General features: G+C 33.3%; 27 protein-coding genes, 1 pseudogene, 1 riboswitch and 2 other annotated features. Of the genes and pseudogenes, 9 read left to right on the top strand and 19 right to left on the bottom strand.

What is annotated here, in order from left to right; genetic code table 11:
• Positions 1-15: 15 nt before the first annotated feature.
• Positions 16-2,247 carry an MMPL family transporter gene (locus AC0ONG_RS10440; RefSeq protein ID WP_000716577.1) on the bottom strand — a complete coding sequence of 744 codons (2,232 nt, stop codon included), beginning with the start codon at positions 2,245-2,247 and terminating at the stop codon, positions 16-18.
• A 121-nt stretch (positions 2,248-2,368) separates the two neighbouring features.
• Here AC0ONG_RS10440 and AC0ONG_RS10435 point away from each other — a divergent pair, with 121 nt between their 5' ends.
• Entirely contained in the window at positions 2,369-2,992 is a 624-nt protein-coding gene (locus AC0ONG_RS10435; RefSeq protein ID WP_000436037.1) for a TetR/AcrR family transcriptional regulator, read from the top strand.
• A gap of 122 nt (positions 2,993-3,114) precedes the next feature.
• On the opposite strand, the gene AC0ONG_RS10430 is transcribed toward AC0ONG_RS10435, so the two are convergent.
• From AC0ONG_RS10430 to AC0ONG_RS10405, 6 genes are all read right to left on the bottom strand, one after another.
• Complete coding sequence (locus tag AC0ONG_RS10430) at positions 3,115-3,768, bottom strand: MBL fold metallo-hydrolase (protein ID WP_136997244.1); 654 nt, start codon at positions 3,766-3,768, stop codon at positions 3,115-3,117.
• 117 nt (positions 3,769-3,885) lie between these two features.
• A complete protein-coding gene (locus AC0ONG_RS10425) occupies positions 3,886-4,293 on the bottom strand; it encodes a GNAT family N-acetyltransferase (protein ID WP_000431723.1) in 408 nt (135 codons plus the stop codon).
• Between the two features lie 610 nt (positions 4,294-4,903).
• On the bottom strand, positions 4,904-5,374 hold the full coding sequence (locus AC0ONG_RS10420; RefSeq protein ID WP_000579009.1) for a DMT family transporter: 471 nt from the start codon (positions 5,372-5,374) through the stop codon (positions 4,904-4,906).
• 16 nt (positions 5,375-5,390) lie between these two features.
• Positions 5,391-6,086, bottom strand: coding sequence for a Crp/Fnr family transcriptional regulator (locus AC0ONG_RS10415; RefSeq protein WP_000389683.1), 696 nt, complete (start codon positions 6,084-6,086; stop codon positions 5,391-5,393).
• Between the two features lie 18 nt (positions 6,087-6,104).
• Positions 6,105-6,530 (bottom strand): DMT family transporter, encoded by a 426-nt coding sequence (locus AC0ONG_RS10410; RefSeq protein WP_000676021.1) that lies wholly within the window; start codon positions 6,528-6,530, stop codon positions 6,105-6,107.
• Between the two features lie 175 nt (positions 6,531-6,705).
• Entirely contained in the window at positions 6,706-7,191 is a 486-nt protein-coding gene (locus AC0ONG_RS10405; protein ID WP_001143406.1) for a DUF2798 domain-containing protein, read from the bottom strand.
• 212 nt (positions 7,192-7,403) lie between these two features.
• Here AC0ONG_RS10405 and AC0ONG_RS10400 point away from each other — a divergent pair, with 212 nt between their 5' ends.
• The 3 genes from AC0ONG_RS10400 (at position 7,404) to AC0ONG_RS10390 (ending at position 9,700) form a co-directional block, all read left to right on the top strand.
• Positions 7,404-8,006: a DUF2441 domain-containing protein gene (locus tag AC0ONG_RS10400; RefSeq protein ID WP_001005236.1), complete on the top strand. Its 603-nt coding sequence runs from the start codon at positions 7,404-7,406 to the stop codon at positions 8,004-8,006.
• Positions 8,007-8,027: 21 nt separating this feature from the next.
• A complete protein-coding gene (locus AC0ONG_RS10395; RefSeq protein ID WP_003278193.1) occupies positions 8,028-8,981 on the top strand; it encodes a nucleoside hydrolase in 954 nt (317 codons plus the stop codon).
• Between the two features lie 68 nt (positions 8,982-9,049).
• Positions 9,050-9,700: an SMI1/KNR4 family protein gene (locus AC0ONG_RS10390; protein ID WP_098437215.1), complete on the top strand. Its 651-nt coding sequence runs from the start codon at positions 9,050-9,052 to the stop codon at positions 9,698-9,700.
• 67 nt (positions 9,701-9,767) lie between these two features.
• Here AC0ONG_RS10390 and AC0ONG_RS10385 read toward each other — a convergent pair whose 3' ends face one another.
• A complete protein-coding gene (locus AC0ONG_RS10385; protein WP_136997242.1) occupies positions 9,768-10,634 on the bottom strand; it encodes an MBL fold metallo-hydrolase in 867 nt (288 codons plus the stop codon).
• 155 nt (positions 10,635-10,789) lie between these two features.
• On the opposite strand from AC0ONG_RS10385, the gene AC0ONG_RS10380 reads away from it, so the two are divergent.
• Positions 10,790-11,527 carry a ZIP family metal transporter gene (locus AC0ONG_RS10380; protein WP_127725796.1) on the top strand — a complete coding sequence of 246 codons (738 nt, stop codon included), beginning with the start codon at positions 10,790-10,792 and terminating at the stop codon, positions 11,525-11,527.
• A 72-nt stretch (positions 11,528-11,599) separates the two neighbouring features.
• On the opposite strand, the pseudogene AC0ONG_RS10375 reads toward AC0ONG_RS10380, so the two are convergent.
• From AC0ONG_RS10375 to AC0ONG_RS10345, 7 genes and pseudogenes are all read right to left on the bottom strand, one after another.
• Positions 11,600-11,700: pseudogene (locus AC0ONG_RS10375) on the bottom strand (MFS transporter); the annotation flags it as partial.
• Between the two features lie 148 nt (positions 11,701-11,848).
• On the bottom strand, positions 11,849-13,729 hold the full coding sequence (locus AC0ONG_RS10370; protein WP_000897903.1) for an FtsX-like permease family protein: 1,881 nt from the start codon (positions 13,727-13,729) through the stop codon (positions 11,849-11,851).
• Between the two features lie 11 nt (positions 13,730-13,740).
• Positions 13,741-14,508: an ABC transporter ATP-binding protein gene (locus AC0ONG_RS10365; RefSeq protein ID WP_000106426.1), complete on the bottom strand. Its 768-nt coding sequence runs from the start codon at positions 14,506-14,508 to the stop codon at positions 13,741-13,743.
• A gap of 249 nt (positions 14,509-14,757) precedes the next feature.
• Positions 14,758-16,680 carry a threonine--tRNA ligase gene (thrS, locus tag AC0ONG_RS10360; RefSeq protein ID WP_127725795.1) on the bottom strand — a complete coding sequence of 641 codons (1,923 nt, stop codon included), beginning with the start codon at positions 16,678-16,680 and terminating at the stop codon, positions 14,758-14,760.
• 44 nt (positions 16,681-16,724) lie between these two features.
• Positions 16,725-16,947: a binding site (T-box leader), on the bottom strand.
• 36 nt (positions 16,948-16,983) lie between these two features.
• Positions 16,984-17,207 (bottom strand) — a binding site (T-box leader).
• 120 nt (positions 17,208-17,327) lie between these two features.
• Positions 17,328-18,035, bottom strand: coding sequence for a 23S rRNA pseudouridine(2604) synthase RluF (rluF, locus tag AC0ONG_RS10355; protein ID WP_001222160.1), 708 nt, complete (start codon positions 18,033-18,035; stop codon positions 17,328-17,330).
• A gap of 186 nt (positions 18,036-18,221) precedes the next feature.
• Entirely contained in the window at positions 18,222-18,842 is a 621-nt protein-coding gene (locus AC0ONG_RS10350; protein ID WP_000925175.1) for a YdbC family protein, read from the bottom strand.
• Between the two features lie 396 nt (positions 18,843-19,238).
• Complete coding sequence (locus AC0ONG_RS10345) at positions 19,239-19,583, bottom strand: hypothetical protein (RefSeq protein ID WP_003278183.1); 345 nt, start codon at positions 19,581-19,583, stop codon at positions 19,239-19,241.
• 132 nt (positions 19,584-19,715) lie between these two features.
• Between AC0ONG_RS10345 and AC0ONG_RS10340 the strand changes: the two genes are divergently transcribed.
• The 3 genes from AC0ONG_RS10340 (at position 19,716) to AC0ONG_RS10330 (ending at position 23,515) form a co-directional block, all read left to right on the top strand.
• Complete coding sequence (locus AC0ONG_RS10340) at positions 19,716-20,291, top strand: hypothetical protein (protein WP_001170866.1); 576 nt, start codon at positions 19,716-19,718, stop codon at positions 20,289-20,291.
• 208 nt (positions 20,292-20,499) lie between these two features.
• A riboswitch (glycine riboswitch) is annotated at positions 20,500-20,620 on the top strand.
• 106 nt (positions 20,621-20,726) lie between these two features.
• Positions 20,727-22,094 (top strand): alanine/glycine:cation symporter family protein, encoded by a 1,368-nt coding sequence (locus AC0ONG_RS10335; RefSeq protein ID WP_000449404.1) that lies wholly within the window; start codon positions 20,727-20,729, stop codon positions 22,092-22,094.
• Positions 22,095-22,321: 227 nt separating this feature from the next.
• Complete coding sequence (locus tag AC0ONG_RS10330) at positions 22,322-23,515, top strand: S8 family peptidase (protein ID WP_000790929.1); 1,194 nt, start codon at positions 22,322-22,324, stop codon at positions 23,513-23,515.
• Positions 23,516-23,606: 91 nt separating this feature from the next.
• Here the strand turns inward: AC0ONG_RS10330 and AC0ONG_RS10325 are convergent, their stop codons facing one another.
• Positions 23,607-24,131: a DinB family protein gene (locus AC0ONG_RS10325; RefSeq protein WP_000656265.1), complete on the bottom strand. Its 525-nt coding sequence runs from the start codon at positions 24,129-24,131 to the stop codon at positions 23,607-23,609.
• A gap of 14 nt (positions 24,132-24,145) precedes the next feature.
• Positions 24,146-24,913 (bottom strand): DUF3891 family protein, encoded by a 768-nt coding sequence (locus AC0ONG_RS10320; protein WP_000577289.1) that lies wholly within the window; start codon positions 24,911-24,913, stop codon positions 24,146-24,148.
• A gap of 204 nt (positions 24,914-25,117) precedes the next feature.
• Between AC0ONG_RS10320 and AC0ONG_RS10315 the strand changes: the two genes are divergently transcribed.
• Positions 25,118-25,390, top strand: a complete 273-nt coding sequence (locus AC0ONG_RS10315; RefSeq protein WP_001043905.1) for an HU family DNA-binding protein — start codon at positions 25,118-25,120, stop codon at positions 25,388-25,390.
• 38 nt (positions 25,391-25,428) lie between these two features.
• On the opposite strand, the gene AC0ONG_RS10310 is transcribed toward AC0ONG_RS10315, so the two are convergent.
• Together AC0ONG_RS10310 and sfp are read right to left on the bottom strand one after the other, a co-directional pair.
• Entirely contained in the window at positions 25,429-25,971 is a 543-nt protein-coding gene (locus AC0ONG_RS10310) for a hypothetical protein (RefSeq protein WP_000959120.1), read from the bottom strand.
• Positions 25,972-25,995: 24 nt separating this feature from the next.
• Positions 25,996-26,745, bottom strand: a complete 750-nt coding sequence (sfp, locus tag AC0ONG_RS10305; protein WP_127725792.1) for a 4'-phosphopantetheinyl transferase Sfp — start codon at positions 26,743-26,745, stop codon at positions 25,996-25,998.
• Between the last annotated feature and the right edge of the window lie 57 nt (positions 26,746-26,802).

Here is a 26,802-nt window from a genome sequence, read left to right as displayed (position 1 = left end):
CCTTGGCTTTTTTAACTATGCATCCACCTTTTGTATTTCTTCACTCTTTCTTGAAAGTTTACCTGGCCAAAAAGCAAATCGGCCTAACACAACTGTAATTGCGGGTACAAGTAACGGTCTTACGATAAACGTATCTAGTAATACGCCAATTGCAGTTACAATACCAAATTGAACTAATACTTGAATTGGAAGTGTACCTAACACTGCAAAAGTTCCTGCTAAAATTAAACCTGCCGATGTAATAACACTACCTGTTTGTATTACACCATTTTTTACTGCATCCAAGTGATTTTGTGTCTTTCTGTTTTTCCATATTTCTGAAACCATAAAGATATTATAATCTTCACCTAAAGCAACTAAAAATACGAATGCGTACAACGGTATCGCACCTTGAATGGCCGGCGCTCCCATACCGTAATGAAGCAATATCCATCCTGCTCCTAACGCTGAGAAGAATGATAAAACGACAGTTACAATTAAATAAATCATCGCAACAACCGATCGTAAGTAGACAAGTAATAGTAAAGCGATAATGCTAATCATTACTGGAATAATTACTGATTCATCACGTTCAGTAATTTGCTTTGTATCATATAATGAAGCTGTTTCTCCACCAATCCACAATTGATCTTCAGTATTACGAATCCCAGCATCTTTTAATACTTTTTCTACATTACTTTTCAATTTAGGAATTTGATCTAACGCTTCAATTGAGTATGGATTTTCCGCTAAAGAAACTTCATACATTTGTATTTGCTTATTTTCTTTTCCCTCTTTTGGCTCTTTCACTGTATTTACGAAAGAAAATTTCTCTAGTTCTTGTTTAATAGGGAGCTCTTTTCCTTTCGTATCAACAACCACTTTTACTGGTGCTAGTTCACCAGCTGAGAAATGATCACTAATTAACGTAAACCCTTCACGAGAAGGCATATCCTTTGGAAACGATTCTAATAAGTCATATGTGTATTGAATACGTGGTACGAACGAAGCCAATCCACCTAATACAAACACAGTTAGCATAATTATTGTCCACGGTCTTCGTACTACTACATCTCCAAGTTTTTTACTAAAGGAGCCTTTTGATTTTTCAACTTTTACAGCCCTCTTTTTCTTTCTTGCAAACTCCTCATTCATTGAAGTTGTTCTCGGTATAAACGGGAAAAATGCAATCCTACCGAAAATTAATAATAGTGCTGGTAAAATGGTTAAAGCCGCGATTCCCATTATAAATACAGCAACACTAAATGGTACTGCAAATCGATGAAAGGCACCATAATGAGCAAGTAGTAATGTTCCTAATCCAAGTACAACAGTTAACGCACTCATTATTATTGCACCGCCAGAAGCTTTAATCGCAAGTTGTAATGCTTTATATTTACTTTCTTCTTCTAACAAGTACTCTCTATATCTCGAAATTAAAAATAGACAATAGTCCGTTCCAGCACCAAACAATAATACTGTCATAATTGATATTGCTTGGGCATCTACTTTAATCCATCCGTGATCAGCTAAAAAACCGAGTGTAGGACTAATGATACCGTATGCAAAGCCAACAACAAGTATAGGTAAAATTGCTAAAATTGGCGAACGGTAAAGCAAAATTAATAGGACCAAGACTAATAATACAGTAGCCACTAACAATTTCACATCTGCTTGACTAAATAAACTAACTGCATCCGTTTGAATACCTACAGGCCCAGATAATCGAACATGTAAACCAGATTCACTTATTTTTTGTTTAAATGGATCTTCATCCACCTTACTATTCACTATTTTTCCAAGTTTTTCTATATTTCCTTTTAATATATCCGTACCAGCAGATTTATTAAAGAATACCGGTGTAACAAATGATGTACCATCTTTTGATGCACTTTTTGATAATACTTGCTCTGGAATTGTATCAAATGGCGGTAACGTTGATTGTTCTTTTAAAGGACTAGCTTTTAACTCTTTATAAACGTCTTGTATGAGTTTATAATCCTGTGACTGTAATCCACCATCTCTATACCATACTACTAACAACGGATTCCCTGCATTATTCGGAAACTCTTTTTTCATAAGCGCTTCCGCTTGCTGTGACATAGCTGTTTCAGGTAAATTTTTTGGATTCGGTTCTTTCGTACTGTTTACTTGTGGTAACGTAAATGAAAGTAATAATGTAATAAGAACCCACACCGATAAAGTGATCCATTGCGTATTTTTCCCTGCTACAAGCCTCCCTAACATATGTAACGGGTGCTTTTTCATAAAAACCCACCTTCCTTTTTTCCTTCATTATTAATTATATATACTGGTAGGTTAATTAATCAAGAATGATTGAAAATTATGTTATAATTATCTCAAGAATAAATGTCAGGAGCGAATGGATTTGGAACAAAAACAACGTCCTCTCGGAAGGCCACGGCAAAATAAAAATACAAAATCTACAAAAGAAACCATTTTAGAAGTGGCAACTCGCTTATTTCTTACACAAAATTATCAAGTCGTTTCTATGGATGAAGTCGCAAAAGTTTGTGGTGTTACGAAAGCAACCGTCTACTATTACTATTCAACAAAAGCCGATTTATTTACCGCTACTATGACCCAAATGATGATACGTATACGAGAGAATATGTCTCAAATACTCTCTACAAACAAAACTTTAGAAGAAAGATTATTAGACTTCGCCAAAGTTTACTTACACGCAACGATGGATATTGATATGAAAAATTTTATGAAAGATGCTAAACTGTCGTTATCTGAAGAACAATTGAAGGAATTAAAAAATGCTGAAAATAATATGTATGAAGTGCTAGAAAAAGCACTCGATACTGCGATGCACATCGAAGAAATTCCGAAAGGAAACGCTAAATTTGTGGCTCATGCTTTCGTATCTTTATTATCAATTGGGAATTTTAAAGATGAAAATCACAATCCTATTCTGGCAAATATAGATGAATTAGCACAAGAAATCGTTTCTTTTTATTGGAATGGGTTAGGTCATTCATATTAAACTGATTTACTTTAATAAAAGAGCATGTTTAATTTTTTCAAACATGCTCTTTTATAATTTATTTATATACTAATAATCAGATTATACTTCAACGTCACTTAACAAAAAACTCCATTTTAACTTTACAAATTTTGAAGTTGAACATTTATATTCTCCTTACTTAATCCCCCATGGTAACAAACTACAGATTCAATATGTAAATTTAAATACTTCTTCAAAGACTGCTTTGCTTCCTTAATATTTATAGTTGTTGGGGCGTGAATTCCTCCTAACATCCCATTCACACTATACATAGAGTCTCCTGCAATAAGAATTTTACTTCGTTTCAAATATAAACTAATATGACCCGGAGTATGCCCTGGAGTATGAAGCATTAGTATTCCACCGCAATACGGAAGTTCTTGCCCGTCAATCACAGTATCACTCACTTTTCCTTTTGGTCGGTTCTCTACATTTCCTTCCTTCAATAAAGGCAAATCCCCCTCAATATATGGCTTATCTAATTCGTGCGCATAAACCTTAATATTATTTCCACAGCGCTGCAACAACTCCGGAAGACTACCTATATGATCAATATCCTGATGCGTCAAAATCACGACTTTTAACTTATCAAATGATACCCCAACCTTTTCCATCTCTACTTGTATATCTTCAATTTGTCCTGGGAAACCCGTATCTATTAATACTGCCATTTCATCATCCCATAAAAGAATTGGATGAATAACAAATTCTTGAAATTCAAGTTGTAACATTTCTATCCCTTTAGCAATCTCCATACAGCCATTCTCCTTTATACTGAAGTTTGAAAATATGTACGAGTAAACTGAAAATATAAAGTGAAACTTTAATCCGTGGGGGTTTTACTGCCCGGCAAATAGCGGGATAAAGCACCTCTATCTTATAATATGTTTTGTCATCCCAATAGAGAATGCTTCAAACCCTATAGATTCATAGTAAGATTGCAATTTTTCTACACACATAAGTTGTGGAATAACCTTGTTTTGTTCACAGTGCTGGATTAATCGTTTCACTATTTCTTTTCCGATGCCACTAGACTGATATTTTGGCAATACACCAACTCCACAAATAATGCCTGTTATGACTCCATCTGATATGACACGCCCCATCCCTACTAACCTCTTATCATCAAAAACATAAATTGCATACCAACTTTGCTTACACATTTGTTCTAACTCGTTAACCTTTAATTTAAGAGAATTCCATCCTAAAGATTCGTATAAGGATAATAATCCATTAAAATCTGTAGGATGTTCACTTGTGTGGCGTATACTATTTTCCATGTAAATACTCCCTATTCTCTGGCTTGTTTATATTTCATAAAATTCCCTTTACACAAATCTGATCGATGTAAAAATAACTAGAACAAACTTCAATAAGAAAGATAGAATTCCTTCTCAATATAAAATAAAAAGAAGTTATCTCACTTAAGATAACTTCTTTTATATAAGACTCTCATTATATTATCAACCAAAAAATATACAACTGCATACGATTAGCACAAACAAAACTAATAAACCATTTGAGAAATAACCCATTGAAAACTACCCCTTTATTAAATTATGTAAAAGATTTTATCATAAAATGATTTACAACTTAATAACTGAAAAAGACATTGCATTCATTAGTTATATATGTTAAGTAATATTTTATTTTCGGGCATATTCTTCTTAACTTAAACCACTTCCCATTCCCTTATACTTAAGTTCTGATAACTTCAGAACAATACATAAAGAAGACCTTAACTTATTGACGTCTTCTTTTCAACTACACTAATAGCTAATTCACGTTTTTTATCGAATATATATAGACCCTTCACTAACAGAGACATATATAAAATGTATTCCCACTACATAAACATCTATAATCTGATTATCAACATCCTTATAACCTTTAAATCTCATCCTCGGTTATTCTAATAGCTTTCTTATTCAAAAATAGATTTTTAAAAATTCCTACTCCCACAATTAATAAACCTATACCAACTAATTTATTTAATTGTAATGGAATACTCTCCATTCCAAATAATCCGAATGTATCAATGCATAACGCAACGACCAATTGAGTAATAAGACTAATTAGCACCGTATATGCTGGACCTAAGCTCTTTATTGCACCCATTATACAAATAATTAACCCGATGCCAAACAGTCCACTTACATAAAACAAATAATTTGTAGTATACACTTTAATGTTAATACTGTTTTCTGTAATGATATAAAATAGAATAGAACTAATGAGACCTATTCCAAGGACACATGTAGTCGTTAACCACTGTCCTACATTTTCATTTACTTTTGCATTAAAAACAGATTGTAAGCTAATTAATATTCCTGCTAATATAGCTAAACTAAATCCAATCAAAATCTTCCTCTCCCTTTCATTGCTCATATATATTATCTTTAGCGACTTCCTTCATTCTAGAAAAATCTTTAATGACAATAACTCCATTACTCTTTTCAATTAATTTATCATTATAAAATCTTTGTAATACCCGAATTACGTGCCTATAACTTACCCCTATAAAGTCTGCAATACTCGTTACTGAAGTTGCATCCAAATCCCCTTTATACATATTCCCGTTACTATCTGTTGAAATTGAAAGCAAATAACTAGCTACACGTACTTCTACAGGATAAAGTAAATTAAGAGCAGTAAAACGAGTCGATATTTTTAACGTGTTGGCAATGTTTTCAAGCAAGAACTTCATAAATATAGGATCATGTAATAACTTGTTTCTAATAACCGTATTAGAAATAGAGATTGCTACAACATCTGAACAAGCTTCAACGACATTATGTGCTTTGCTATTTTGAATTAATTCAATATCACCAATAATGGCCAATGGATTGATAAAGCGAAGGATTAGTTTCTTCCCTTCAGGTGTAATCGTGTAAACTTTTACTTTACCTTTAACAACAAAATATAAACGATCCATTTCGTCATCTATATTGCAAATAAGCTCGCCTTTTTCAAAGTGATTTAATTGAAAATAAACTGTATCTATTTCTGAAAAAATCTCGAGCGTTTTATTGGTTCTCAAATAATGCGTAATTAAACCTGATTTATCCTCCATATTCATTTCTCCTTTCATTTACATATTAAATACAACAATACCTATAATCATTACTATTGTTCCCACAATATGATATCTCTCCATCTGTATCTTTTTTATATGAAACAGTCCTTTCATTTCAATAACTGTTGCCGTTAACAATTGAGCAACCATTAGTGTGCCAGCTGTCAATGTAACTCCTAGTGAATATATCGCCATCGTTTCTGCACAAATAATGAATCCACCAAATGCACCCGCTGCTAAATATACTTTTTTCACACTCTTTAAATCTGTTACTTTCTCTTCTTTCTTTAACAAAAATACAGTTGTTACAATAAGGAATCCAATTAAATGGGTTATAATACTTGTCGACCATATACCGATATGTGAACTAAGTTTCGCATTAAAGGTTCCTTGAAGTGTTATAAATATCCCCGCAAAAACAGCAAATATAATACCTTTCAAAAAATCATCTCCTCATCTTTTATTTCTGACTTAATTAAAAGCTATAATCCTATAATGGCAAAAGGACAAATGTCACATCACTATGAAAATAACTTGGAATGAACAAAAAACACACCTCAAAAATGCGAGATGTGTTTATCTTTATTATTTATATATAAAATTTTATAAATTTGAATTACGCTACATTAAAAGATTTCTTTTTCATAACAAACTTTGCAAATAAGAAACGTACAAGCGGTCCCATAATAATTAATTGTAATGGATATGCCATTATGAAATTTTTAATAAAAATCGAAAAATAAATTGAAACAAATGAAGCTCCTTGTAGTCCACCATGTAAATGCATCATAGTCATACCGAAAAATGACATAAAGAACACCATTCCGATTACCATAGTTGTCGCCATCGCAACGATAATATTTATTTTCTTAGATTTATCAAATGGCAACATGAATACAATTTTTTTCGCACAAGGTCCAACGATACATATTTCAATTAATAGCGCAATAATAAAGCCAATTAATAGTTCTAATGCAATCTCTTTAGTATAAATTGGTCCTCCTGTTTCATTCATTAGTAAATTGTAAAACGTCATTACGATAACCATCCCAAGGCACATCATCATACCAAATTGGAGGTTTTCTTTTCTTGTTGTTGGCAAAATTCATCATCCTTTCTCTTTGAGTCTTTGTCATTATATCGATATTGAAACCCCCTTCGTAAGTGAACATTTTGTGAACAAATTTAAAACGTTTTCATGTATTTTCTTTACTTTCAACTCAAATTCTCACTTTTACTTATAAAGGTTTTATATATTTCAATGTTGAATTACTAAATTTAACATTGCATTACATTATTACTAGGAGGATAACCATGAATGAACAAGGATTTTTCGTATATCATATCGTAACAAAGAAAAAAATGCATATCGGACAAATCATTCCTTTTAACAAAAATCAACACAATACTCTATATCACTTCTTTTTTGAAAGAGAACAATTAAATGCTAATGGTGAAGATGGCATACAAATTTTAAATAAACACTATAAAAGTAACGAATTACATATAAATAATGAAAATGCTAAAGTAGTCATGAGTTATATGGATCAAACAATTAGAGCAGCTAGAGAAACAATTGTAGAAATGGTTAGACTACAAGAATTCCCTGAATATCCTTCCAGATTATCTTGTTTATACGCTGCAAAAAGCTATGAAGATGCTTTAAAATGGAAAGCATTATTTGATTCTTACAATCGAGAAGTTTTACAGATTGTTAAACTACAAGTAATCGGAAGTTCTTTTGAAGGTGACGGGAATCTTTTACCAAAAGAAGATGGTATTCCTTTTTCTCAAAAAATCGAACAAGCTAGAGAGTATTGGAAAGGAAATATTAGAAATGAACTTCCTGAGCTACTGATTAATGGAGAAATTGAAGTGGTGGAAATTATTGATGACTTCTCCTCAATTCATATTTAATTTCTAACTAAATCATATAGGATGGAGATTACAATGAAGAAAAAAGTGTACTTCAATCATGATGGCGGCGTAGATGATTTAATTTCATTATTTTTATTACTTCAAATGGAAAACGTTGAGCTTACCGGTGTATCTGTTATCCCAGCAGACTGCTATTTAGAACCCGCAATGTCTGCCAGTCGTAAAATTATCGATCGCTTCGGCAAAGGTAATATTGCAGTAGCCGCTTCAAACTCTCGCGGGCAAAACCCGTTTCCAAAAGACTGGCGGATGCATGCATTTTATGTAGATGCTCTACCAATTTTAAATGAGTCTGGAAAAGTTGTAACACCCGTGGTGACAAAACCCGCGCATCATCATTTAATAGAAACGCTTCTACAAACGGAAGGAAAAACAACTTTATTATTTACTGGGCCCCTAACTGACCTTGCTCGTGCATTATATGAAGCTCCCATAATCGAAGATAAAATTGAACGTCTCGTTTGGATGGGTGGTACATTTCTTACAGCAGGCAATGTACATGAACCAGAGCATGATGGAACAGCTGAGTGGAATTCGTTTTGGGACCCTGAAGCAGTGGCTCGTGTATGGGATGCAAAAATTAAAATCGACTTAGTGACACTAGAAAGTACAAACCAAGTTCCGTTAACTATAAACATACGTGAACAGTGGGCAAAAGAACGAAAGTATATTGGTATGGATTTCCTTGGTCAATGCTATGCAATGGTCCCCCCTCTCGTTCACTTCTCAACGAACTCTACTTACTATTTATGGGATGTACTAACTACCGCGCTTGTCGGAAACACTAACCTTGCAAAAACTGAAACGATTAATAGTATCGTTCATACATACGGACCAAGCCAAGGACGTACAGAGGAAACTGCTAATGGACGACCTGTAAATGTCGTTTACGATGTAAAACACGATGTTTTCTTTGAATATATTACTAAATTAGCTAAAAAAGCTGCTACTTAAAACCTCAATAACACGAAAAAATTTATTAAGAATGATATACTTTAATTAATATAACATGAGGTGATAAGATGGATTATGAGTTACTAAAAGAACGAATAGAAATTATAACTTCTAGAATTAAATACATAGGTGGTGAAGTTCAAGAAGTTTGTATAGATGAACCATCTTCCCTTGAACAAATAATCCAAGTAGAAGAAAAACTGGGTATTAAACTACCAAATAGCTTCAAAAAAGTACTTTTAGAGTTCTCAGGAAATTTTAGCTTACGCTGGTTTTTACCTGACGATGTAGAGCTACCAAATGAATTTACTGATATTTTTTGCGGAACACCCCACTGGAGTTTAGAAAGTCTTTCTGAATTCGAAAAAGAACGTAAAGACTTGGTTGACGAGGTTTTTTCAAATCTAGATGATGAATATGATGTAGTTTGGCACAACAAATTAGCATTTTGTGAAGTGGGAAATGGAGATTATTTAGCATTTGATATGAAAGATGATATAGATGCTCCGATAATTTACCTAAGCCACGACGATGGAGAAGGACATGGGTATAAGATTGCGAATAATTTCATTGAATTCATTGAGAATTGGTCAAGAGTAGCTTTTGTAGGATGCGAAGATTGGCAGTGGTTACCTTTCACTACCAGTTTTGAAAGTGGTATAAATCCAGATGATGAACCAGCCAAAAAATTTAGAAATTGCTTGGAACTTAATATTTAAAAGAGTATTGAATTAAATTTCAATACTCTTTTTGTGCAGTATAATGCTATTTGATTAGAGCTATGTTTTACAGGTTAACCATTTCATAACCATTGACAAAATACGTTATTGTTTCTAACTCATCTTCATTTAATTCTCTATCTAGTTCTTGTTTATACACTGCCTTTATCTTCTCTTCATCGCCTTTATGAATTTCTGTATAAGTTCCTACTGTTTTTAACATACGAATCTCTTGTAAAAACTCCTCTCGATTTATCGCTTCCCCATGAGAAAGAATATATGTCTCAGCATCAAATTTCTCTAATTCATCTATCAATTTAAACGTTCTTTTCGTCGTATAGTTCCACTTCGAAGAAAAAATATCTGCATATATACAGTCTCCTAAAAACAATATCTTTTCTTCTTTTATGTACATAACAACAGAATCATGTGCATGATCTCCGCCCACATGTTTTAACACGCAGGTCACTTCACCAAGGTCTAATTCCATTTGATCCTGGAACGTTAAGGTTGGAGGAATAATGTTAATATTTCTCGCTTTTTCTTCAAACTCTTTCTTGATGCAATCCGCACAAAATTCAATTTCAGTACCCTCTTTTACGCGTGCGTCCAACGCTTCATCTGTCCATTCATAAGATACTATTGCCTGCATTTCTTTTTTCGTTTCAGCGTGCGAAATAGTTAATGCATTCCGTAATACAGATAATCCAAAAATATGATCCCAATGCCAATGCGTTAGTGCTACAAAATCAGGATTCGATACATTTTGTTCTTTTAACATTTCTAAAAATAATTGTGCATGTTCTTCTGAATTCCCTGCATCAATCATTAAAGTTTTTTCTTTTCCAACAACCATTCCTAATATAGGTCTATCTGTTTCAGAAACTGGTGTCATATACCAAAATGAGTTTCCTATTTTTTTAATTTGTTGCATAACCAATTCCCCTTTTCATTTTCTCACTTAAATTTAATATATAAATTATAACGAATCACTACTTTTTTCTCTATACTCAAACACAATTACTTGGACTAATCCAACTTAATTTTTCGTAAGCTAAAAATAAGGGAATAGAATCGGAGTGTGATACTATGGAACGTTTATGGATCCCAATGATTGTAACATTTTTTTCGTTCGGTGGATTACTGTTAGGTGGTGCTGTTGGAGTAGCAACACGCCAACTCATTGAAGAAAAGATGCATCGTTTATACGCATTATGTGGTGGTATTTTATTCGGGTTATTATCACTTGAAATTATCCCTGAAACATTTTCAAGCTATGAAATAATTGGGCCTATACTTGGTATAGCCATCGGTATTTTAGTTATGAGCTTATTAGATAACTATTGTCATCATCCAATGATACGTAAAAAAGATCAACAAGCATGGCAAACCTTCCTTTTTCTCTCTTTCGCTATATTTATTCATAATATACCTAGTGGATTTGCGTTAGGTACAGCTTTTATAAATCATAATGACTCTGCCATTCCCTTTTTAATAGCAATCGTCGTGCACCATATTCCAGAAGGATTAGCTTTAATTATTCCATTTCTTTTTACAAAGCATAAATATATTTCCTTTTTATTAACGACTTTATTACTTTCTCTTATTCTCGGTACTGGTACGGTTTTTGGAATTTTGATGGAAGGAAAAGCTCTTCACCTGCAAGGCCTCATTATGGGAAGTGCTATTGGTTCACTTGGATATGTCACAATTCATGAAATGCTTTGGAAAGCTAAGAAACAGCTCTCTTTCCTTACATTTCTAATGTGGGCAACTAGTGGTTTTCTCCTAATAATAGCGTTTACTCTACTAGCTGGACATCACTAAATTAAACAAAAAAGATAGCTGAAAACAATTTGTCTTCAGCTATCTTTTTTATTCTTTCTATCTCTCTATAGAAAGAATAATTCCAGCAATCATAGAACTAAGTCGCTCTAAAATATTCCCTAGAAAAAACGTGCATACACTTTGTTTCGAAATAACTGTAGCATTTCTTTCATACTTCGGGTCGTTTCTCTTAATAAAACATTATCATTTTAGTAATTTATTGGAAATAACATTATGTTTTTCGACCATTATCAATCTTTTCCTTCTTTATAAAAAACATAAAAAGAGCCCTATTTTCAAAACAAGGACTCTTTTCATAAACTATTTAGCTACCTCTTCTTTCGGCATTACCATCCCTTTATAAAGTTGAACAGTTATCCAGTAATAGATGAAATAAATGACTAAGAAGATTCCTATTGGCACCCACACTTTTACAAACGGATCAACTAATATAAAGCTGAATAAGTTAAGCCCCACTAAAACGTGAGAGATGCCAATGATTGCTGGGAAGATAAATAAATATGAAATTTCTTTATATATACTTTTCGTTAACATACTACGTCTTACGCCGATTTTTCGTAACATTTCATAACGGCGTACATCACGAGAAGCACCTGTTAATATTTTGAACATAAGGGAACTCGCCATCATTGCTAAAAAGGCAATTCCGAGGAAAAATCCCATAAACATTGTTCCGCTCATGAAGCTGTTCATAAACTGATAAATTGTCATTTTCGTAAATAAGTCTACCTTTGCACCTGTTGCTTTTTCAATTTGTTCTTTTTGTCTCTTGTCTATTTCGATCAATAACGGTTTATATTTTTTCATATCATCTACTTTTGCTAATGTTACAGTGTGTTCTGTTCCTTGAATCCCTTTATAATGCTCTTCGTCTGCAATTCTTACTGGTTTTCCGCTAAATTGATTATGCGTAATTTGTATCTCTCTTACAACTGCGTCTTCCCAATCCTTTGGCATTTGAGGGAATTTTGCTAATTCAGGAGCCTCTAAAGCTGAATATACAGGTTCAGTTAAAGGTTCAGTCACACGTTTACGAACAGGCTCTTTTAAAGTTTTTGTATCAAAATGGTCTGAAACAAGTGGTGGTTTCGCAGTTAAGTCGTTACGTAAATAATAAACCGCTTCTCCATCTACTTTATATTTGTAATTGCTCTCTTCAACAATTTCCATTTCTTTCAAGGCCGCTTTGTCTTGATCATTCGGATCATGAATTACAACATCATATACACGAGAAAAGTCTGTCATAATACCTACATTTTTTTGGAACGCCATACCTGCAGTCATCGCACCTGCTCCTAATGCAATTAACATCGCTACAGTACCTAATACTCTCGATAAACTATTTACTCGAAAGCGTAGCTGTGCATATGTAAAACTATTTAGACCAATTTCATTTCGTTTTTTATTCCCTTTAATTTTCATCACAAAAAATGGGAGTAATGAACTAAAGATAAAATATGTTCCAAGTGTTGTAACGATGGTTGCTATAATAAAACCTAATTCAGCATATATTTTTACATTGATCATAAAATAGTACCCTGTACTTACCAGTAATACACCAAGTACTGTCATTATAATAATGCGAGTTTTACTTTTCTTCACTTCATCTAGTGTTTCATCTTCACGAATTAACTCTAGTTCAGTTTTACGTAACAATCGGACGCTGTTCATTAAGCCAGTAATGAAAAATAGTATTAAGAAGAAAATAGCTGTAACTAAAATTGCTGGTGTGTATACAGATGCGTAACTACCTTTTGCTGAAATTTCCATTCCATTCATTAAAAAGTTTCCTGCTACACTTGCAAGTAACATCCCTACTACAATACCGATAATAATACTTACAATCCCCATACCGAATGTTTCAATAAATAATAACTGTGCTACTTTTTTCTTTTTCGCACCAAGCATCATGTACATACCGAGTTCTTTTCTTCTTAACGTGAGCAAGAAAGAGTTGGCATATATAATATAAAATACAGTAATGAAAGATAATAGTATTGCACCTACCCAAAAGACGAGTCTAATACTACTAATTAGGCTATTATCTTTCGTAAATTCACTATTCATCGCCATCGTTTGGAACATGTAGAAAATACTAATACTAATAACGAGACCAATAAGTAAAACCATATAATCTTTTAACATCTTTTTCATACTATGACGTGATAATTTAAATAACATAGTTTCGCCCCCTACTTAGACTCAGCAGCTGAGCCCATATGAGCGAGCACACCTAAAATGTCTTGATAGAAATTCTCTCGAGTGCCTTGACGATTTAATTCTTTATAAAGAAGACCATCTTGAATAAATAAAATACGCTCACAATAACTTGCACTAAATGCATCGTGTGTAACCATTAAAATACTTACATTGTGATTTTCATGTAAATCTTGCATCGCTTCTAATAAACTTTTTGCGTTTTTACTATCAAGCGCTCCTGTCGGTTCATCTGCTAATACAATTGCCGGATTATGTACTAAAGCTCTTGCCGCCGCTGTTCTTTGTTTTTGTCCTCCAGAAACAGCAGTCGGATATTTTGTTAAAATTTCAGTGATGCCTAATTTTTTTGCAACGTCATTTACCTTTCCAGTAATCTCACTGGACGGTACGCCTTGCAAAGAAAGTGGTAAAGCGATATTTTCATAAATTGATAAATTTTCTAGTAAGTTAAAATCTTGAAAGATAAAACCTAATTTTTGAGATCGAAAATCTGATAATGCATTACCTTTCATAGAAGTAATATTTGTTCCAGCTATCGTCACACTACCACCTGTCGCCTGGTCAAGTGTACTTATCACATTAAGTAAAGTCGTTTTTCCAGATCCAGAAGGCCCCATAATCCCGACAAATTCTCCTTCTTTAATACTTAACGATACGCCCCTTAATGCTTTTGACTGATTCTCATTTCTTTTCCCATACGTTTTTTCTACACTTTCTACAGTAACTACATTTGTTGACATCTCTTTCACTCCATCCCTTTTGTATAAAATCAATTTCTCACATATTTCTTATTATTTTGTCATGTGAATTCTTAAGAATTTTTTAATTATGCATTCAATAAGAGTTACATCCGTAACATGAACCTATTTCCTACTTCATATTCTCATTTTTCTACAACTCGTTCCCTCGATTTCGCTTACATTTACCTTACATTTTTGTAAGATAAAAAAGAAAACACACTAATTTTTAATAGTGTGTTTTCTTTACAATCAATATTCTCTATTCTTTATTTCCTCTTCAATCCTTGCCACAAATACATCTAGCGCAACAACTTCTGACTTCTCTTCCCCATATTTACGTACATTTACAGCTCCGCTTTCCATTTCCTTATCCCCAATAACAAGAAAATACGGTACTTTTTGCATTTGTGCTTCTCTTATTTTATATCCTAATTTTTCATCTCGTGCATCCTGTTCAACACGAACTCCAGCTTTTGCTAATTTATGTGCAACCTCACTGCAATATTGTTCATGTACTGCATTTGAAACCGGAACTACTTTCACTTGAACTGGTGCCACCCATGCCGGGAACGCACCTCCAAAGTGCTCAATTAATATTGCTAAGAAGCGATCTAATGACCCTAAAACTGCCCTGTGAATAACAACTGGTCTTTTCTTATCATTATTTTCATCTATATAATTTAAATCAAATTTCTCTGGCATTTGGAAATCAAGCTGGATTGTTCCGCACTGGTGACTTCTATTTAAAGCATCTTTAATATGAAAATCAATTTTCGGCCCGTAAAATGCACCGTCACCTTCATTTAGTCTATATTTATAATTTAGCGATTGTAATACATTTTCTAATGCTACTTCTGCTTGCTCCCATAATTTATCATCACCCATTGAATCTTCTGGACGAGTAGAAAGCTCTACTTCATATTCGAATCCAAAAGTTTTATATACGTAATCAATTTGCGCCATTACGGATTTAATTTCATCTTCAATTTGTTTTGGAGTTACAAATAAATGTGCATCATCTTGGCAGAAAGTACGTACTCTTAATAATCCGTTTAACGCACCACTAAATTCATGACGATGTACTTGACCAAATTCACACATACGAATCGGTAATTCACGATAAGAATGCAATTTATTTTTAAACATAAGCATGTGCCCTGGGCAGTTCATCGGTTTTAATGCAAAACTTTTATTATCTACTTCAGAGAAATACATATTATCTTTATAATGTCCCCAGTGCCCTGATCTCTCCCATACTTCTTGGTTCATCATGAACGGAGTGCGTACTTCTTGATAATTGTACTCTTTTTGAATTTCTCTTAAAAATGCTTCCAATTCGTTTCGAATAATTTGTCCTTTCGGTAAATAAAACGGCATTCCCGGAGCCTCTTCAGAAAACATAAATAACTCAAGCTCACTTCCCAACTTACGATGATTTCTTTTTGCTGCTTCTTCAACGAAATGTAAATACTCTTCTAATTCTTTTTGAGAAGAGAATGCAACACCATATATACGCTGAAGCACTTGGTTATTACTATCACCTCGCCAATATGCACCGGAAACGTGAGTTAATTGAAATGCTTTCAAATAACCTGTAGATGGTAAATGTGGTCCTCTACATAAATCTACAAATTCACCTTGTTTATATAGTGTTACACTTTCTCCACTAGGAATTGCTTCTAAAAGTTCTAATTTCAAACTATCATCTATTTCTTGAAACAGCTTAGCTGCTTCTTCTCGAGAAACCTCAACTCGTTCTATCTTTATATTTTCATTTATAATCTTTTTCATTTCTTTTTCGATTTTTCGTAAATCTTCTATGTTTACACTACTTGGAAGATCCATATCATAATAAAATCCATTTTCAATAACAGGCCCTACTCCAAGATTTATATCACCATACAATCTTTTTACAGCTTGCGCTAAAATATGTGCCGCAGAGTGTCTTGCAATTTCTACACCTTCATTTGAATCTATAGTAATGATTTCCACTTCCGCATTTTCTTCAATATTTCGGCGTAAATCATATAATCCATCATTTACTTTCCCCGCGACTGCTTTCTTTTTCAAACTACTGCTAATGGATCCAGCAATTTCTTCTAAAGTAACTCCATTTACAAATTCTTTCACGCTACCATCTGGAAATTTAATTTCAATCATTTGTTCTTTCATTTTTCATCTCTCCATTTCATAATAAAAAGCACACTCATCCCTAAAATAGGGACGAGCGTGCTTATACCCGTGGTTCCACCCAGATTCCCATTGTAAACATACAATGGCTTCTTTTACGGTAACGTCGTTTATACGGCACTAGATACTTAATTTCCCCAGTGCAGCTCTAAGGTGGTAAGTTATTTTTCTGCGTTAGGAAGTTCTCAGCTTTCCTTCCTTCTCTGTATAACCGGGTAAAATAACTCGTGTCCTTTTCTTCGCTTATTATGAAATTGAATGCAAAAAAGCATATTCATCCCTAAATATAGGGACGAATATGCTTATATCCGTGGTTCCACCCAGATTCCCATCACAAAAAACATAATGGCTTCTTTTGCGATAACGTCGCATACACGGCACTAGATACTTAATTTCCCTAGTGCAGCTCTAAGGTGGTAAGTTATTTTTCTGCGTTAGGAAGTTCTCAGCTTTCCTTCCTTCTCTGTATAACCGGGTAAAATAACTCGTGTCCTTTTCTTTGCTTTTTGTAAAACATCCATTTATTGTTATTTAATATATCTTATTCATTTTATTTTTGCAAGTGTTTAAAAAATTATTTATTTAATTTAAAAAGTGAAACCAAATTTTTTTGGTTTCACTTCACAATTTTACCAATCTTGTGGTTCGTAATTTAAGTCTGCAAATAGACGTCTTTTCTCTTTCTTCGTTAAATCTCTCCACTGTCCAACTGGTAAATTATTCAATTCGATATTCATAATTCTCGTACGTTTTAACGTGTATACTTGATAACCTAAAGCTTCACACATACGGCGAATTTGGCGATTTAGCCCTTGGGTTAAAATAATTTGGAACTCATATTTTGATAGCTGTGTAATCTCACAAGGAAGCGTTTTTGTTCCTAAAATTTTAACACCCGCTGCCATTTTCTCTAAGAAATCAGGAGTAATTGGCTTATCTACTGAAACGATATATTCTTTCTCATGTTTGTTTTCAGCACGTAAAATTTCATTAACGATATCACCATCATTCGTTAACAAAATTAAACCGTCTGAGTCTTTATCAAGACGTCCAATGTGACTAATTCGTAAAGGATGGTTCACTAAATCGATAATGTTACCTTTTACAGCTTTTTCACTCGTACATGTAATACCTACTGGTTTATTTAAAGCGATATATACGTGATCTCGAGCAATTCGAAGCTGCTCTCCATTTACTCGTACATCATCACCTGGATTTACTTGGTCACCAATTTTTGCAACCTTACCGTTAATAATTACTCTTCTCTCATTAATTAGTTTATCCGCTCCACGTCGAGACGCTTTTCCAGCTTCACTAATAAATTTATTGATACGCAAATTAGGCACATCCTTTTCTAAAAAAAATTTCAAGCTCACACTGCTTCTACCGTACAATACAAAAGGGTAAGCCTCCTATTATAACTTAAATATATTAACATGAAAGGGTATATAACGTCTTCTATTAATTACTTGTTTATAAGAAAATATCGTTATTATACAATCATTTATGCACTTTTTCAGCGTTTAATATACAAGCCATTCTTCCTTACATACAGCTTGTTTTCCTTTTATCTCTTCTATATCTTCATGAATATTAGCTAATTTATATAAATCTGGGAAAATCTCTTCCACATAATGTTGGTGCGCTATTTCATCTTTCCAATACGTTAACACTATGTAACGATTTTCATTTTTTAAAGACTTCCCAACTACTCCACCTAGCATTCCTTTTGCTTTTTCCATTCCTTTATTCCAAATTGTTTCTTGCTTATGTAAAAAATGCTTTTCCTTTTCCAACTTTACATCACATATAGCAACTCTTACGAACGCTCCCTCTATTACAATATCTTCCAAATGCATATCAGTTATATCATACAACGTTTGAAATAATTCAATTTCACATGAAAGAAACGTATCCTCTTGATTACTATTTAAATAAATTGTATCGTGAGAAGCATTCATAAATGATTGATATACACTTCTATCTTCCCATAAAGTAAATACACATGCCTCATCTTCATTCCATCCACCAAATTGTCCATGAAAACCATCTAGGTGCTGTATATCACGCCATTTTTCTTGCGCACTGGAAAACAATTCTTTTTTCTCTTCTTCCACCTTACAGTAGATTGTTTTTAGTAACATTTTTAATTCCCCCTTATGATTCGATCCATTTCCCACTCGCCATACTTTCTATTTTTCCATATACACAAACGTTAATTTATTTTGTTATCAACTCCATTACTTATTCAAAGTTTGATGCCCTCCGTAAATGTTGTAAGTTGATTATTGGAATACTTACCGTGTAAAAATACATCTAAAATATAAAAATTAAAATCTCTTGCTTTGCTTTCTTACCCCGCTTATAGTTTACATAACATTATTATGTATTACCAATTATCTATATCATTCAATAAAACATATTATTTTATACTATACGCATAATAATTTTAATTCAAACAATTCAGAATTAAAATCCAAAAAAGATAGAAAGTAAACAATCTTACATTATCATCTACTCCCTATCTCTTTTATCATCAATTATTTTTCAAACAAATAATACGTAATTTCTCCTGGATAATGTAATACAGTTACCTTCCGCTCCCCCTTTTTAAAACTAACAGTATGCCCGTTTTCCCCTAAGTTCTCCCATCCACTCGCCTTTGTAATTGGCATTACACTTATATATTGATAATCCTCTTCCTTATCATCGTTAATATGAATTGCTGACATTGGTACTGGAAAACCTTTAATTTTAGATTCTTTATTCATAAATATGAATGCAATTACACCAACTAATAACATAGCCATTGAAATACTTGAAACTAGTTTTCTTCTATTCATTTTCACTAAAAACCCTCTTTTCTCACATATAACTTTCATCATTTTACTAAATTTAATTATTTATGTATAGAAAAGACATAATTTAAATCATTTCCAACCTATTTTCTCTACTCCAAACAACATTATTGTTATATATTATAATTATAAGTTTTTAAATTTTGGAGGCGTTACATATTGCAGAAATTACTTTTTACTAAATGGACAGTTATTATTTCTATTTTCATCATTTTCGGTACAATTTTCTACGTTACTAATGTTAAAAATAACAACGAAAAAGCACCTGTAGAAACAGCGGATACAAAAACTTTCAAAACGAAATTACAACCTAAAATTAATGAATTGACTACTAATTATAATGAAATCATTGAAAAAGATTGGTTGCCTGCCTGGGAAGAGATTAACACGAATGGAGATTCAGTAGATCGAAATAAACTATTAGTTACAATGAATGCCGTTTCCAAGCAGTATGAAACAATTATGAACGAAATAGACACACTTAAAATTGAAGAAAACATAACAGATATAGATATACAAAAACAACTACTTCAATTCACAACTCAGTTTAAATCCGCATCAAATTTCATGAAAAATGCAGCAAATTTGATTATAGACGGAGCAAATAACTCTACTCCAACCAATGAAACTATTGAAAAAACAAAACAAGCTTTAGGACTTGCGGATCAACATATTGTCATCGCTTTATCTACTTTAAATGAAGTTGAAGATAAATTAGGACTTACAAAAAAATAAAACTATTTACTATTTTAAAATAAAAAATGATTGCAATTTACAATTTGTCTGTCTATAATATTTTTATTGATTTACAATCAATGTGTTTGTAAATTTTATAATTCGGATGAACCATTCAGGAGAAGGTCTATTGATCTACCGACGGGGCAAAAAGTTGTTATACCAACTTTGAAACTCTCAGGTCTTGGTTACAAGTAGAACTGCATGGGGACGAATCTCTGGAGAGACTCCCTCTCGCTTTTATAGAGCGCGGAGGAAAACGAGCACCGAAGGAGCAAATCCGCTACTTTAGCGGATAATCTCTCAGGTAAAAGGACAGAGACAAGCGAAAGAAAAAGCCGATTGTATCGGTTTATTTTTCTATCTCTTGTTTCTCCAGAGACCATTTCATTTACTTGAAGTGGTTTTTATTTTTTCTAAAAAAGGAGAATAAAGATGGAGACATTAAGTAGAGTATTAGAACAACTAAATCAATACGTGTGGGGATTACCAACTTTGTTGCTACTCGTTGGAACTGGTGTCATTCTCACAGTGCGTTTAAAAGGTTTACAGTTTAGTAAACTATTATACGCTCACAAACTAGCATTTAAAAAATCAGAAGATACCTCTTCTTCTGGAGATATTAGTCACTTCCAAGCACTTATGACAGCTATGGCCGCAACGATTGGTATGGGAAATATCGCTGGTGTTGCAACAGCTGTTACTATAGGTGGACCTGGTGCAATATTTTGGATGTGGATTACCGCATTGTTCGGTATGGCAACAAAGTATGCTGAAGCAATACTTGCAGTGAAATACCGTGTTAGTAATGAAAATGGTGAATATTCAGGTGGGCCAATGTATTATTTAGAACGTGGTTTGGGTAAGAAATGGCTAGCAGTATTATTCGCTATATTCGGTACAACTGCTTCTTTCGGTATTGGTAATATGGTGCAATCTAATTCAGTTGCAGAGGCAATGCGAATTAATTTCTCTTTCCCTCCTGCTTTAACTGGTATACTAATGGCATTTTTAATCGCAATTGTTATTTTAGGCGGTGTAAAAAAAATCGGGAAAGTGACGGGATATGTCGTTCCTATTAAAGCTTTCTTTTATATCATTGCTGGCCTTATTATTATTTTCTATCACTACGATCAAATTCCAGAAGCATTTTCACTTATTTTTTCTGGTGCATTTACTGGTACTGCAGCTGCTGGTGGTTTTATCGGAGCAACAGTTGCATCAGCTATTCAAATCGGAATGGCGCGCGGTGTATTTGCGAACGAGGCTGGTTTAGGGAGTGCCCCTATTGCCGCGGCGGCTGCAAAAACAGATTCACCTGCAAAGCAAGCATTAGTTTCTATGACCGGTACTTTTCTAGATACGTTTATTGTATGTACAATTACAGGACTTGTATTAATTACAACAGGTGCATGGAAATCAGGTAAAACTGGCGTTGAAGCTACAACACTTGCATTCCAATCTGTATTCGGTACTGCTGGTAGTATGATTCTCGGTATCGCAATTATTTTATTTGCCTACTCTACTATTTTAGGCTGGTCGTATTATGGAGAGAAATGCGTGGCTTATTTATTTGGAGAAAGTGCTGTTAAATATTATAAAGCAATCTTTATCGTCATGATTGCTATTGGTGCGAATTTAAAATTAGGCATCGTATGGACATTTGCGGATATTGCAAATGGACTTATGGCAATTCCAAACTTAATTGGTCTAATTGGATTAAGTAGTATTGTTGTCGCTGAAACGAATCGCTTTTTACATGCAGAGAAATTAAAAGAAAGTCATAAAAAACAGGCAAGTTAATCTCTGAAAAAAGGAATGACTCATACATGATGAGCATTCCTTTTTTTGTTTTCTTACTCAGTAAATATCATTAAAAATATATTTATATCAATCTTTCCCTTTTTTATTCCACTAAAAGTTTTTCACATAAATGACATAAATCGTATGGTCTAACTATATAGTTGAAAAGGAATGCGACATTAAAGCGTCGCTGAAAAACTTATCCAAGAAAAGGGAGGAAAAATCTTTTGAAAAACAAAATCATTGTTTTCCTATCTGTTTTATCATTTATTATTGGTGGTTTCTTCTTTAACACGAATACTTCAAGCGCTGAAACATCATCTACTGATTACGTTCCTAACCAATTAATCGTTAAGTTCAAGCAAAATGCATCTTTAAGTAACGTGCAATCTTTTCATAAATCTGTCGGAGCTAATGTCTTATCTAAAGATGATAAGTTAGGTTTTGAAGTCGTTCAATTTTCGAAAGGTACTGTAAAAGAAAAAATAAAGAGTTATAAAAATAATCCAGATGTAGAATATGCAGAACCGAATTATTACGTTCACGCCTTTTGGACTCCGAACGACCCATATTTTAAAAATCAATATGGATTGCAAAAGATTCAAGCTCCACAAGCTTGGGATAGCCAACGAAGTGATCCTGGTGTAAAAGTAGCTATTATTGATACAGGAGTTCAAGGCTCACACCCTGATTTGGCTTCGAAAGTAATTTACGGGCATGATTATGTTGATAACGACAATACATCTGATGATGGTAATGGTCATGGTACACATTGCGCTGGAATTACTGGAGCCCTTACGAATAACAGTGTCGGAATTGCTGGTGTTGCCCCACAAACTTCAATTTATGCTGTCCGCGTATTAGATAATCAAGGAAGTGGTACACTTGATGCTGTAGCGCAAGGTATTCGAGAAGCTGCTGATTCGGGAGCAAAAGTAATTAGTTTAAGTTTAGGAGCTCCAAATGGTGGTACTGCATTACAACAAGCCGTTCAATATGCATGGAATAAAGGCTCTGTTATAGTTGCAGCTGCTGGAAATGCTGGAAATACAAAAGCTAATTACCCTGCTTATTACAGCGAAGTAATTGCAGTTGCTTCTACAGATCAAGCAGATAAGAAATCTTCATTTTCTACTTATGGTAGCTGGGTAGATGTTGCAGCACCAGGTTCAAATATATACTCCACTTATAAAGGAAGCTCGTATCAATCATTAAGTGGTACTTCTATGGCAACACCTCATGTTGCAGGAGTCGCTGCTCTTTTAGCAAATCAAGGATATAGCAATACACAAATTCGCCAAATTATTGAGTCAACTTCTGATAAAATTAGTGGTACAGGTACGTACTGGAAAAATGGTAGAGTCAATGCATTTAAGGCTGTACAATACGCTAAGCAATTACAAGAAAATAAAGCTTCTTAAGAAAACTTTAATCAGTCGATCTACCATGAATGCGGAATAAAATAGAAGGAGAGACTTCTATAATTAAAGCCTCTCCTTCTTACAAACTATATTACTCTCCCTGCTTTTTAACCATATGTAAATACAGTACAAAATCCATCATTGTCGACGAATGACCAAGTTGACGAATCATCGCTGTTATATTTCCTCTATGATATGTACCATGATTTACGACATGTTGTACTAACTCTAAAATTGAAGTTTCTAATGCCCCTGCATATGGGTTCTCAATAACAAATACAGCATTCACGTCTTGTATTGTAATTAAAAAGTCTTTATATTGATTTGCCATGTTTTCAAACATTTTTTCTAATTCATGTAACGATTTAGTTTCAATTTGTTTTCGTAAATCTTCTCGGTCTTGTATTGCTTCATTCATACTTTTACCATGCAATATGTGTAACCACACTTGATCTGTAATATAAATATGCACAAAAGTATCCTTAATGGATGGGAATACACTCTGTATCTGCTCATTAAAAATTGTCTCATAGTTTGGTAACTCTTTTAATCGATTGAATAATCTAGTATTAGCCCAAGCATGGTAATCACACTGTTTTAATATATAGTCTTTCAATTTATATTACCTCCTTATTGTATGAAACGAATGGTTTGTTTCTTCATTTCCGATTCTCTATCAGCCTTTGCAATCCCTTTTCCTTTCATTTCCTGTTTATTTATCGTTTTATATTTTACATACGTATGAAATTCCGTTTGAAATGGAAATGGTGTAATCCGAATTGTTTCCTCGTCTACCCATTCAGCTTGAATAAGTTTCTCCTCATTACTATTAAACATTTCTGTTCCTTCAAAACCATCTTTAAATAAATCAATTTCATCTTTCTTTTTTACACCAGGCTTATTCATACATACGTATAAAGAAAGTTCATCACAAAACTTTAATAATCTATAATGTTTATCAAACATCGCAAACTGTTCCTTTGTTGACGTTTTCAAAATTCTTTTTTGTCGTTCTAATTCATGTTTATAAAATGACATCATCTCTTCATCTTCCTCGTTTAGTGGAAATGATAAAAAATGTTTACTGCAAAGCAATGCCCCGTATGGATTAGAATTTTCAATTTCATTCAAACCAATCGTATAAAAAACAAAACGTAATGGGCTTGGACAATCCATAAATGTATATGGAATATTTTTAGCATCATTCAAAATTGGTACTTTATCAAGCTCTATCCATCCTCTGTCATGCTCATATATTGCATCAACTGTTTCTTTTAAATATGTTTTACCTTCAAAAAAGTCCTCTTTTATATGCTTTGCAATCTCTCCAGCTAAAAAACCATGATCATGTTGACGAATTAATATACTTTCCTTCTCATTTTTTTCACGAAAAATCATTCCTATACTCCCCCTCATCCTCATACTTAAGCTTTTTATATGCATCGATTCTTAATTAATCCCTAAATAATAGAAGGGATTCAGTCTCTTGCAACGAAATTAACATAATTATATAGTATTCTTTCTAATCATAGTGATAGCTTTATCTTTACTATCTATTATACTAAAACATTCATTCCAAAAATTTTTTTATGAGGTGAAAACATGAACAAAACAGAATTAATTAAAAACGTAGCACAATCAGCTGATATTTCTCAAAAGGACGCTTCTGCAGCTGTACAATCCGTATTTGACACAATTGCTAATGCATTACAATCTGGCGATAAAGTTCAATTAATCGGATTTGGAACTTTTGAAGTGCGCGAAAGATCTGCTCGTACAGGACGTAATCCGCAAACTGGCGAAGAAATTCAAATCGCAGCTGGTAAAGTTCCTGCATTTAAAGCAGGTAAAGAATTAAAAGAAGCTGTTAAATAAACAAGAAACCAGCCATTTTATAGGCTGGTTTCTTGTTTTCATTTAAGCAATTGCTTTATATTCTCTGCATGGTACACTTCACAAATATAAAATACACATTTGCAGTTACTTACAATTTGATACTTTCTAGTTGGATACACATTCGCTGTAACAGAACATCCATCAAACAATTCGATAATATTTCCAGATGGCTGATATCCTTCATATAATACGTTTCTTCTTACTTCCATCTTTTCTATAAGCTTTTCAACAGGAATATTTCCACTCTCTAATTCACTCTTTATTGCGTCCGGTAAAAACGAAGTGTCTGCAAAAATTAGATTTTCAGATAAAACCTTACCTTTATAACTAACATTAGATACACGGTAAAGAAATGTTCCATCTTTATCAAAGAAATTCTTTGCTTCTTTCGGAATGTACTGTCTACCAAGTGCCTCTTGTTCAAGAACATCAAACTGAACTGTATCATTTAAAAGCTTTTCTAAAGCGTGAATGGATGATGTATCTCCAGAAAATAAAATATTTTTAATTGCTTGTATATTATAAGTGAATTCATTCTTTCTATTTTCCGCCACTAACATGAGGAACACCTCTTCTATAATTTTTTATTTAAGATTTAAAAGTGCTACCGCGTCTAATTGCGTAATTTCAGTCACTTCCTTACTGAATATTGCAACAGAAGCCATATAATCTAAACTAGGCCTTACATCTTCCATCATTGTATTATTTGCCAACTCTTGCTTATCCTTAAAAACTAACAATCTTGGAGGATTATTTGGAGCTGATACTGTAATATGTACTGGTGGAATCATTAGTCCTTCACCTGTCGCTTTCAACACCGCTTCTTTTCGAGTCCAATATGTTAAAAAACCTTCTATTTTCTGTTCATTTGGCAGTTTCATAACTTGTGCTATTTCAATCTCTGTTAATACACCTTCTGCCATTTTCATAACATCTACATTTGGATTCATTTGTTCTACATCTATGCCAACAGGTGCAGATTTTGTAAATGCAACGACAACCCACTCACCTGAATGCGAAACAGATAATTGCGGCATACCTTCTGGTAATTGTGGTCTTCCATGCTGCAATTTACATACGGAACACATTCGATCAATTGGTACTTGGACTGGTGACATAGAAAGTATCTTGCCGAGAACTAATCTACTAATTACGCAACCTATTATAAAACGAGCTCGATCTGCCGAATGATGATACGAATTTGCTTTCTCTCGCTCTATAGTATTTAGTAAATTGTAATGCCATGATTGTAAATCTGAAATTCTTGCCCACCATATTTGACAATCATTCTCATTCAAAGTTGGAATAGAATCTACAACTTTACTTTCTATCATGTAAACTCTCCTTTATTCAACGAATATCAATTTTCATAAAAAAGCATACGTATATTG

This window comes from Bacillus sp. TCT6, from assembly GCF_056033845.1.
Note: the sequence above shows the minus strand (reverse complement) of the source record. Positions and strands in the feature narration are given on the sequence as shown.

Coding starts and splice junctions, on each gene's coding strand:
- AC0ONG_RS10440 (WP_000716577.1), bottom strand. CDS start 2,247: ATGAAAAAGCACCCGTTACATATGTTAGGGAGGCTTGTAGCAGGGAAA.
- AC0ONG_RS10430 (WP_136997244.1), bottom strand. CDS start 3,768: ATGGAGATTGCTAAAGGGATAGAAATGTTACAACTTGAATTTCAAGAA.
- AC0ONG_RS10425 (WP_000431723.1), bottom strand. CDS start 4,293: ATGGAAAATAGTATACGCCACACAAGTGAACATCCTACAGATTTTAAT.
- AC0ONG_RS10415 (WP_000389683.1), bottom strand. CDS start 6,086: ATGGAGGATAAATCAGGTTTAATTACGCATTATTTGAGAACCAATAAA.
- AC0ONG_RS10400 (WP_001005236.1), top strand. CDS start 7,404: ATGAATGAACAAGGATTTTTCGTATATCATATCGTAACAAAGAAAAAA.
- AC0ONG_RS10395 (WP_003278193.1), top strand. CDS start 8,028: ATGGAGATTACAATGAAGAAAAAAGTGTACTTCAATCATGATGGCGGC.
- AC0ONG_RS10390 (WP_098437215.1), top strand. CDS start 9,050: ATGGATTATGAGTTACTAAAAGAACGAATAGAAATTATAACTTCTAGA.
- AC0ONG_RS10385 (WP_136997242.1), bottom strand. CDS start 10,634: ATGCAACAAATTAAAAAAATAGGAAACTCATTTTGGTATATGACACCA.
- AC0ONG_RS10380 (WP_127725796.1), top strand. CDS start 10,790: ATGGAACGTTTATGGATCCCAATGATTGTAACATTTTTTTCGTTCGGT.
- AC0ONG_RS10370 (WP_000897903.1), bottom strand. CDS start 13,729: ATGTTATTTAAATTATCACGTCATAGTATGAAAAAGATGTTAAAAGAT.
- AC0ONG_RS10365 (WP_000106426.1), bottom strand. CDS start 14,508: ATGTCAACAAATGTAGTTACTGTAGAAAGTGTAGAAAAAACGTATGGG.
- thrS (WP_127725795.1), bottom strand. CDS start 16,680: ATGAAAGAACAAATGATTGAAATTAAATTTCCAGATGGTAGCGTGAAA.
- AC0ONG_RS10350 (WP_000925175.1), bottom strand. CDS start 18,842: ATGTTACTAAAAACAATCTACTGTAAGGTGGAAGAAGAGAAAAAAGAA.
- AC0ONG_RS10345 (WP_003278183.1), bottom strand. CDS start 19,583: ATGATGAAAGTTATATGTGAGAAAAGAGGGTTTTTAGTGAAAATGAAT.
- AC0ONG_RS10335 (WP_000449404.1), top strand. CDS start 20,727: ATGGAGACATTAAGTAGAGTATTAGAACAACTAAATCAATACGTGTGG.
- AC0ONG_RS10320 (WP_000577289.1), bottom strand. CDS start 24,913: ATGATTTTTCGTGAAAAAAATGAGAAGGAAAGTATATTAATTCGTCAA.
- AC0ONG_RS10315 (WP_001043905.1), top strand. CDS start 25,118: ATGAACAAAACAGAATTAATTAAAAACGTAGCACAATCAGCTGATATT.
- AC0ONG_RS10310 (WP_000959120.1), bottom strand. CDS start 25,971: ATGTTAGTGGCGGAAAATAGAAAGAATGAATTCACTTATAATATACAA.
- sfp (WP_127725792.1), bottom strand. CDS start 26,745: ATGATAGAAAGTAAAGTTGTAGATTCTATTCCAACTTTGAATGAGAAT.